We start from the raw sequence: 7,692 nt of genomic DNA, 5'->3' as shown, positions 1-7,692 counted from the left end.
TTAGGGACTGGAACGACGCTTGCGTAAGCAAGAGGAGTGCCAGAAGCCTATGTGTCGTAGACCGAGCGAGGGCGCCAGTCCCGAAGCGAAGCGGTTAGTTGCTGTTATACGCTGTGCTATTTTAAATCAGATAATTCTTCTTTTAATTTTGGATCAAAGATAAAGCAATTCGTCATAAGAGTTGTTTCGCCTTTAAATTTGACAACATTGAATTTAAGGTTTTTTCCACTTTCCAATGGAACATTAATTTCACAACAACCATCGTAAGTATAGGGACCTTTAGCATATTCATGTGGATCCCGGCTAGGCGTGAAGTCTGTTTCTTCTTCTGGAGGAAAATAGTAATCCAAAGTTGCAGTATCTTTCGTGAATATATAATAATAATTAAGCTCTTTTTCATCGTCAGGATATTGTTTCCACTTACCTAGAATATTAAACGGAGCTTTGTTAAGAACATATTTTGATTTATAAAAGTCGCTATCTGGAGTTAAGGTTGTATGCCATAAATAACCTCCGTATGCATAGCCGGTAATTCCATCAAGAGTTTGTATTTTATAGAAAGGGAACTCTAAATCATCAATTTTAACGATGTTTTGCTCCTCTGATATAAATTTGACGAGATCACATTTATTCAGATACGCAATTTGTTTTCCAGAAATATCCGGTTTGTCTCTTATAATTAATTTTGAAGCTATGTTTTTTTTGTATTCTGAATATTCAATTTTACTTTCTTCTTTATCATTATTGATAGTTGACTTTTGAATTGGTTTTTTACAGAAAAGTATTATAGTTAGGGTAATAAAAATATTTAAATAATTCTTATTCATAATCTGTTCCTATTTTTATTGTTTAATATTTATAGCATAGCGTATAACGAACTAGGGGAGACGACGTTCCCTGACCCTGAGTCCCGAACGGGACGTTAGGGACTGGCACGTAGCTTGCGTATGCGAGCGAGTGACAGAAAGGGAATGTGGCGCAGCCCAAGCGAGGCCGTAAGTGCCGAAGCGCAGCGTTTCCCTGCTGTTATGCGAAGGCTGAAACTAACCGAACCATTCTTCTAGCTTTTCAAAAATAGGTATAAAATTTGAAAAATGTTTACTTTCTAAATTAAACAATAACTTCCAAAGTGATTTTTTTTTATCATCTTTTATTTTGTAATATTTTCTTTCTAAGATTTCCATTTCCTCAACAAGATCATTTTCGGTTAAGAAATTTTCTGGCAATAGATTTTCAATTTCGATAAAATTTGAAAAATTAGGATGTTTTATATCAGCTAGATATGTTAAATTTGCTGGTACTGGAATTAACATAGCATAACAGGATTTGTGATCGGTTCTTTTTTTGAAAATACAGCTATTTTTATCCCCTGAATTTTCCGCTGTCCAAAATTTTTCTTTTTTTAAATTACTGTAATTTTCTGTTCCCTCTTTATCAAAGTCAAATAAACCTACTATATTGTTATCCTTAAAAATGGAGACATTTTTCGCCCTTAAAAAACCAGAAACAGATCCGGCTCCTTCCATCCCCATTACTCGAAAGTTTGCTTTTTCCTCAAATAGACTTTCATAATTAGCTTCACTACAATTTATATTGTTAATCTTAAGCCACGCGATTTTATAAATTTGATCATAAGTATCTTCTACTAATAAGCAGTTTTCTGATTTTTTAATTGTCTTGAATTTATTTTCTAATATCCTCTTATATTTTTCTGTTTCAATAAAGATTTCTTCAAGTTTGTTATTTAATGAGAAGACTCCTAGTTCTTCATTTAGTCTATAAAAATCATTTCTGAAATCTTTGGTATCAAAGTTTACTTCTCCATTTTTATTATAAGTTATTTTCGTTATTCGAGAGCTTTCTATTGAATCATCTTTCCAGACTCTATATTTTGAAATATTGTCGCCGTTTAATGATAAGAAATTAAATGAATGAGTTGAAAGGAAAATCTGTGCATTTTCTGTAAAAGTATCTTTAAATCTATCAGCTAGAAGCTGGGCATTTTTATATTCGAAAGAATTTTCTGGCTCTTCATAACCCCATATAAAGTATTTTTTTGCTTTTTCTCCTGATTTAATATTTTTTACAGTAAATGAGCTTTCTTTTGTTGATATGAAATTTAGAATTTCAGGTATTAACTTGGCTTGAATTCCATCTCCTCGGAATAATAGATTTACCAATCCTGTCTGAACTTTTAAGGTACGAAATAGATTGATTAGATTTGGTAATTCAAATACGGGTTGAACGTTTAGAAAATTGTTATTTGCAACTCTTTCGAATTCTTGCATTAGAATCAAGGTGTCATCTTGAATCGATTTTTGAAAGTTTGATTTATTCGTTTCTACGTTAGATTTTTTTTCTTTTAGTAATGTTTGTTGTAATTCTCCATATAAATGAGAGAAATATTCTTTATCTTTTATGGCTGGTATATAATGATATTGCACGGAATCTAGATAATCAGTTAGTTGTTTCGAAAGGCTTGCTTTTATATTTGATCTTAACTGCATTGTTTTTTGATCAAAAAAATCTTTCTGAAAATCTCCCTTTTCTTTTTGAAAAGCTAATTTTACTCCATCATCTTGATCGTATGTACTATACTCCGAACTTTTTTTCCATTTTCTTGAAACCCAAAAACTTTCTGGAAGTTTTATTTCAGATCTATTTTGTCTATTAAGATTTCTATTCTTTGTATTATTAAACCAAATTTTAATGGTAACGAGTTCCTCCTTGATATCATCGTCGTCTCGATTTACTCGTTGAAAGTAATCGTTTTCAAAAACGAAAAACTCATTTAAATTTGTCTTTTTGTTAAAAAATAAGTTTAAGGCTCTCAATATATTTGATTTTCCTGAATCGTTAGATCCAGAAAAAATATTTAGTTTTTTAATTTCGTTTATTTCGGTTTTTTCTTGCTTTCTGTTACCGAATGAACGAAAATTTTTGATTTCTATTTTTTGTATGATTTGCATAAGTTTATTTCAGCTTTCGCATAACGAACTAGGGGAGACGACGATCCCTGACCCTGAGTCCCGGTGACGGGACGTTAGGGACTGGCACGGAGTTTGCGTATGCAAACGAGTGACAGAAAGGGAATGTGGCGAAGCCCAAGCGAGGCCGTAAGTGCCGAAGCGCAGCGTTTCCCCGTTGTTATACGCTGGCCAGATTATACGTCGATTAATTTAGATCCATCATAATAGTAGATATTTTCATGTTTAATTCCATAATTAGTTCCTATTTTTTTGATATGAGGTTCGAATGTGAAAAACTTTAAAGTAGAGAATTTTTCATTATTATTTGAGTCGAACCATTTTCTTAAGGTGATGTCTTCTTCAATAGAATGTCCGAAATTGTTTCTAAAATCTAAAAGTTCGAAACCATTATTCTGAATTTTTTTGCATAATTCATTGTGAATCATTGAAATAGCTAAATTATGATTATAAATATCAATAAACATCAAATGAAGGTTTTTTATAAATTCCAAAGCCTCGTTAATCTCATTATTTGATTTACCAATATAAAAAGTTCTGGCAAAATCACCCCAAGTGTTATTTAAAACTGGACTTAAATCAATAGTAATAACGTCTCCGTTTTTGACTTTAACTTTAGAAGGAACGTAGTCTTTTCCAGAGATTGAAAGTAGGGATCTATTTCCAGCTAGAACTAAAGCACCAACATTATAATACCAAAACCTGCTTATTCCGTTACTTTCCATGAATGATTCAGCGAGAATCTTGATATCTTGTTCATTCATTCCTTCTTTGGTATGTAATTGAACATGTTCTATAGTTTTTTTAGCAATATTCTGAACTTCTTTAATATTTTCTAAATTTAACATAGATTTTTCTGGCTTGCGTATAACGAACTAGACTAACCGACGTAGGCTGACCCTGAGTCCCGAACGGGACGTTAGGGATTGGCACGAGGCTTGCGTAAGCAAGAGGAGTGCCAAAAGCCTATGTGTCGTAGACCGAACGAGGGCGTAAGTCCCGAAGTGAAGCGGTTAGTCGCTGTTATGCGTAGTCGCGAAAGTTAATCAAAAAGTGTTTTTTCTTTTTGTAAAATTTCTTTAATTTGAATTTCAAGAATTGGAATTTTGTTTTTAACAAGATCCCAAACAATATCATAATCAACGATGAAGTAGCCATGTATTAAATGATTTCTCGTTGCAGAAAATTTTCGCCATTCAGGTTGATTATGCTTTTTTTTAAAAGAATCAGAAAGTTTGTTAGAGGCTTCGCCAATAATCTCGATACTTCGGACAAATGCTCGTTTTAGGACATTATTATTAAGAAATGAATTTTCATCAGTTTTTGATAATTCATCCTTTAGAAAGAGAATTTCATTATATATATGCTTAATATAATCTAAGTCAGACTTCAATTAATACTGACTCACTTTCAACGGAATTTTTGAGAGAACCAGATATAGATTCAGTAGTAAGTAAATCAACTTTTACTTTAAAAATGTCTTCAAGTAGAAATGTTAGATTGATATAATTATCAAAATTTTTCATTCCAGACTTGAATTTGACCAGGAAATCAATATCACTATTCTGTTTTGCTTCATTTCTAGCGACAGATCCAAAAAGATGAATGGTCTCCACTCCTAGAATATCCAATTCCTTTTTGTAATTTTTTAAGGAGTTTTGAATAAAGTTTGAATCTAGAAGTTCAACTATCGCCATATCTCAAAATTGGTCGTTTTTGTGTAAAAGTCAAGCGATTGAATATGCTGCTTTTGCCTCTGTTTTCGATATTTTTAGCATATTAAAAGTGTTTCCCATGTCTTGAGGAATAAATTTGAGCGATTACGCATAACGAACTAGACTAACCGACGTAGGCTGGCCCTGAGTCCCGGAACGGGACGTTAGGGACTGGAACGACGCTTGCGTAAGCAAGAGGAGTGCCAGAAGCCTATGTGTCGCAGACCGAGCGAGGGCGCAAGTCCCGAAGCGAAGCGGTTAGTTGCTGTTATGCGTAGTGTTTTAATCTGAATAAGTTCTTATTATTATAAATTCTGAAGCTCCCATGAGATCTATCATATTTTCTACATCCTTTATCAATCGATCATTCTTATTTAATTCAAAAAATATAGGTTTATTCAGTCTTCGATATTCATTTGTTAAATTACTTATGGAAATATTTATTAAACTGTGCATCATAACAAAATTTTCAAATCTTATAACTAATTCATGGCAATGATCATCAAAGGAAAAATTGTTATTCTTTAATCTATTGAATGAATTTAAATCAATATGAAAAATACATTTTTCATCTTTAATGGTGTCTTCGAACTCGAAAATATAATAATTTAAACCATTTTCAGTTATAGAATTGTAGGTATAGTAGCCGGAGAATAATGATGCGAATTCTTTTGCAGTTTTAACTCCTCCTCCATGCTTTATCGTTTCAGGTGGCGAAAATAAATTAAAATAATTTCCATTGTCGATAAGGATTATTTTATTGGTGGATATTTCAATCGTTTGATCAGAAGCTTTCCCTTTACTATTAGATAACGTGTTTTCGCAATGCTCGCGTAATAATCTAGTAAACTCTCCTTTTACATTTTTATTCGTGCTTAGATACAGGTTTATTGTAGTGATAAAATCATTCCAATCAAATTCTGTTATGTTACTAATTGTGTAACGTGTATAAAATTGGGATTTGTTGAAATTGTTTGCTAAAGGATAGCTGCCTAGGCTTTTAATTTGTTGAAATGGATTTTGTTCAAAATTTGGATTAGTTTTGAAATATTCGTCTACAATACTAAATATGGTATTTAAATCCAAACAACCATATTTATTGTAATTATTAAGATCGCTTATAGTTTGTATAAAAAAATATGTAAATCTACCGTTCTTATTTTTTTTGGATTCTTTTGCCTCTTCGGATTCCGAACAAGCTGAAAGTATATAATAGCCTGAAGTTAATTTTGTGCGTAAAGAATAAAGTGTCGCTGATTTAGTTTCATCAACGAATCCAATACCTGAATGACAGCTGTCAAATATAAGTATTTTTGTTTTAGGTAGTAATTCATCTATTTTTAATAGAATTTCTGATAATCTGATTGTTTTGTTTTTGAAAACAACGGAAGTTTCATCAGACTTTATTCCATGGCCTGAGAAATAAAAGAATAGATCATCTTCGTATGAATTGAATATCCTTTTAAGTTCGTCAATTGAATCACAAAATGTATCCCAAGGGTTACTATTTGGTTTTGTAATTTCACTAGTTATAATTCTTGTGTTTTCTTTTTCAACAGAAGCAAATTTGGACATTACGTTAGTTATGTCTTCCGCATCTTTAACACAGAAATCTAAATTTTTATGATTTACGTAATCATTAATGCCGATGGATACTAAAAATCGTTTTCCCATATATTTAATAACCTAGAATTTTTGAATTGATTTTTAAAACATTACGCATAACGAACTAGGGGAGACGAAGTTTCCCGCCCTGAGCCTTTGTAAAAGGCGTTAGGAGTAGCGGGAAATTTGCCGTAGGCCAAGCGAGGCCGCAAGTGCCGAAGCGCAGCGTTTCCCCGTTGTTATACGAAGTGTCCTAGGGTCTATAAGGAATTTCTGATCTTTTGACATCGAAACTTTCCCCTTTTTCTTTTTTATATAACTCTATTGATTCAGCAAAATTTTTCATAAATGGGCCTGGGCCAACTATAATATTTGATATTGGTAGATCTGATAATTCAGTATCTGCTTTAGTCAGTTTAATTTTTACGAATGGTATTAATTTATTTTTGCCAGATCTGAAAGATATATCTAAGGTTTTATTCGATTGATATTTAGATTTATGGTTTATTAAAACAAATCTCCATTCTTGTTCTTGTTTAAATGCTGTATGTTTAAAATAAGGATATAAATATGATAAAGCAGTAAATACTGTTTCATTTAGAATTTGAATAATTTCTTCATGAAAAGACTTTTCAATTTTCTCTTGTTTAACTTCTTCTTTTAAAATTCTCAACAAATCTAAAAAATATTTTTGAAAAATGGATTTTTGTAATATTTTATCATAAATCACAGGGAAGACTAAAAAGAATTCATTTGACCGTTGGGTTGTATATTTTGCTAAAGTATCCTTTTTAAATCCAATTGCTACACCTTGATTTTGACTGTATCCTTGCCATTGAGTTAATGAGTCGCTATCTGATGTGAAAGAAATAATGTATACTTGGTTGTCTAGTTTTTTAGATTCTAAAAAAGAATTTAGGAAATCTAATGCTAATTGGTCATCTTTGTGAGATTCTAATAACTCAGATAATACTTCTTTTTCTATTGATTCTGCATATTTTATCTCACTTGAATCATTCAATGAAATTGAATTAGAAAGCCATAATTCTTTATTTTCTAAAATTCCTGTTAATCCTTCCAATGAGGTATAGTGGTAAATTAATTCTGTTGTAAGGTGATTTTCTTGATTTTTTAAAAGATTTAAAAATGGATTTTGTAAATCATCATGTGAATTCTTGATATTAAAAAATCTTTCTAGTAATCTAGCAAATAGAGTGTTTTGTTTCATAAATTTAGGACATTTCGTATAACGAACTAGACTAACCGACGTAGGCTGACCCTGAGTCCCGAATGGGACGTTAGGGACTGGTCACGACACTTGCGCAGGCAAGGGGAGTGCCAGAAGCCTATGTGTCGCAGACCGAGCGAGGGCGCAAGTCCCGAAG

7 protein-coding genes are annotated in these 7,692 nt (G+C 31.9%); all 7 read right to left on the bottom strand.

All coding sequences use genetic code 11. From position 1 onward, the window contains the following. Positions 1-116: 116 nt before the first annotated feature. The 7 genes from EHQ24_RS00100 to EHQ24_RS00070 all read right to left on the bottom strand — a co-directional run bounded on the left by EHQ24_RS00100 (position 117) and on the right by EHQ24_RS00070 (position 7,535). The gene (locus tag EHQ24_RS00100; protein ID WP_135599692.1) at positions 117-827 is read right to left on the bottom strand and encodes an SH3 domain-containing protein; all 711 of its coding nucleotides are present in this window, start codon (positions 825-827) and stop codon (positions 117-119) included. A 216-nt stretch (positions 828-1,043) separates the two neighbouring features. Beyond that, positions 1,044-2,969: an AAA family ATPase gene (locus EHQ24_RS00095; protein WP_135599691.1), complete on the bottom strand. Its 1,926-nt coding sequence runs from the start codon at positions 2,967-2,969 to the stop codon at positions 1,044-1,046. Between the two features lie 194 nt (positions 2,970-3,163). Further along, the gene (locus EHQ24_RS00090; RefSeq protein WP_135599690.1) at positions 3,164-3,835 is read right to left on the bottom strand and encodes a M24 family metallopeptidase; all 672 of its coding nucleotides are present in this window, start codon (positions 3,833-3,835) and stop codon (positions 3,164-3,166) included. Between the two features lie 194 nt (positions 3,836-4,029). Beyond that, positions 4,030-4,380 carry a HepT-like ribonuclease domain-containing protein gene (locus tag EHQ24_RS00085; RefSeq protein WP_135599689.1) on the bottom strand — a complete coding sequence of 117 codons (351 nt, stop codon included), beginning with the start codon at positions 4,378-4,380 and terminating at the stop codon, positions 4,030-4,032. Further along, positions 4,370-4,684, bottom strand: coding sequence for a nucleotidyltransferase family protein (locus tag EHQ24_RS00080; RefSeq protein WP_135599688.1), 315 nt, complete (start codon positions 4,682-4,684; stop codon positions 4,370-4,372). The genes EHQ24_RS00085 and EHQ24_RS00080 overlap by 11 nt, the downstream gene beginning before the upstream one ends. Positions 4,685-4,984: 300 nt before the next feature. Then, positions 4,985-6,376, bottom strand: coding sequence for a caspase family protein (locus EHQ24_RS00075; protein WP_135599687.1), 1,392 nt, complete (start codon positions 6,374-6,376; stop codon positions 4,985-4,987). A gap of 184 nt (positions 6,377-6,560) precedes the next feature. Beyond that, a complete protein-coding gene (locus EHQ24_RS00070; protein WP_135599686.1) occupies positions 6,561-7,535 on the bottom strand; it encodes a DUF2971 domain-containing protein in 975 nt (324 codons plus the stop codon). Positions 7,536-7,692: the final 157 nt, after the last annotated feature.

Source organism: Leptospira noumeaensis (genome assembly GCF_004770765.1).
Lineage (GTDB): Bacteria > Spirochaetota > Leptospiria > Leptospirales > Leptospiraceae > Leptospira_A > Leptospira_A noumeaensis.
This window is presented reverse-complemented; position numbering and strand designations above follow the sequence as displayed.

Coding starts and splice junctions, on each gene's coding strand:
- EHQ24_RS00100 (WP_135599692.1), bottom strand. CDS start 827: ATGAATAAGAATTATTTAAATATTTTTATTACCCTAACTATAATACTT.
- EHQ24_RS00095 (WP_135599691.1), bottom strand. CDS start 2,969: ATGCAAATCATACAAAAAATAGAAATCAAAAATTTTCGTTCATTCGGT.
- EHQ24_RS00090 (WP_135599690.1), bottom strand. CDS start 3,835: ATGTTAAATTTAGAAAATATTAAAGAAGTTCAGAATATTGCTAAAAAA.
- EHQ24_RS00080 (WP_135599688.1), bottom strand. CDS start 4,684: ATGGCGATAGTTGAACTTCTAGATTCAAACTTTATTCAAAACTCCTTA.
- EHQ24_RS00075 (WP_135599687.1), bottom strand. CDS start 6,376: ATGGGAAAACGATTTTTAGTATCCATCGGCATTAATGATTACGTAAAT.
- EHQ24_RS00070 (WP_135599686.1), bottom strand. CDS start 7,535: ATGAAACAAAACACTCTATTTGCTAGATTACTAGAAAGATTTTTTAAT.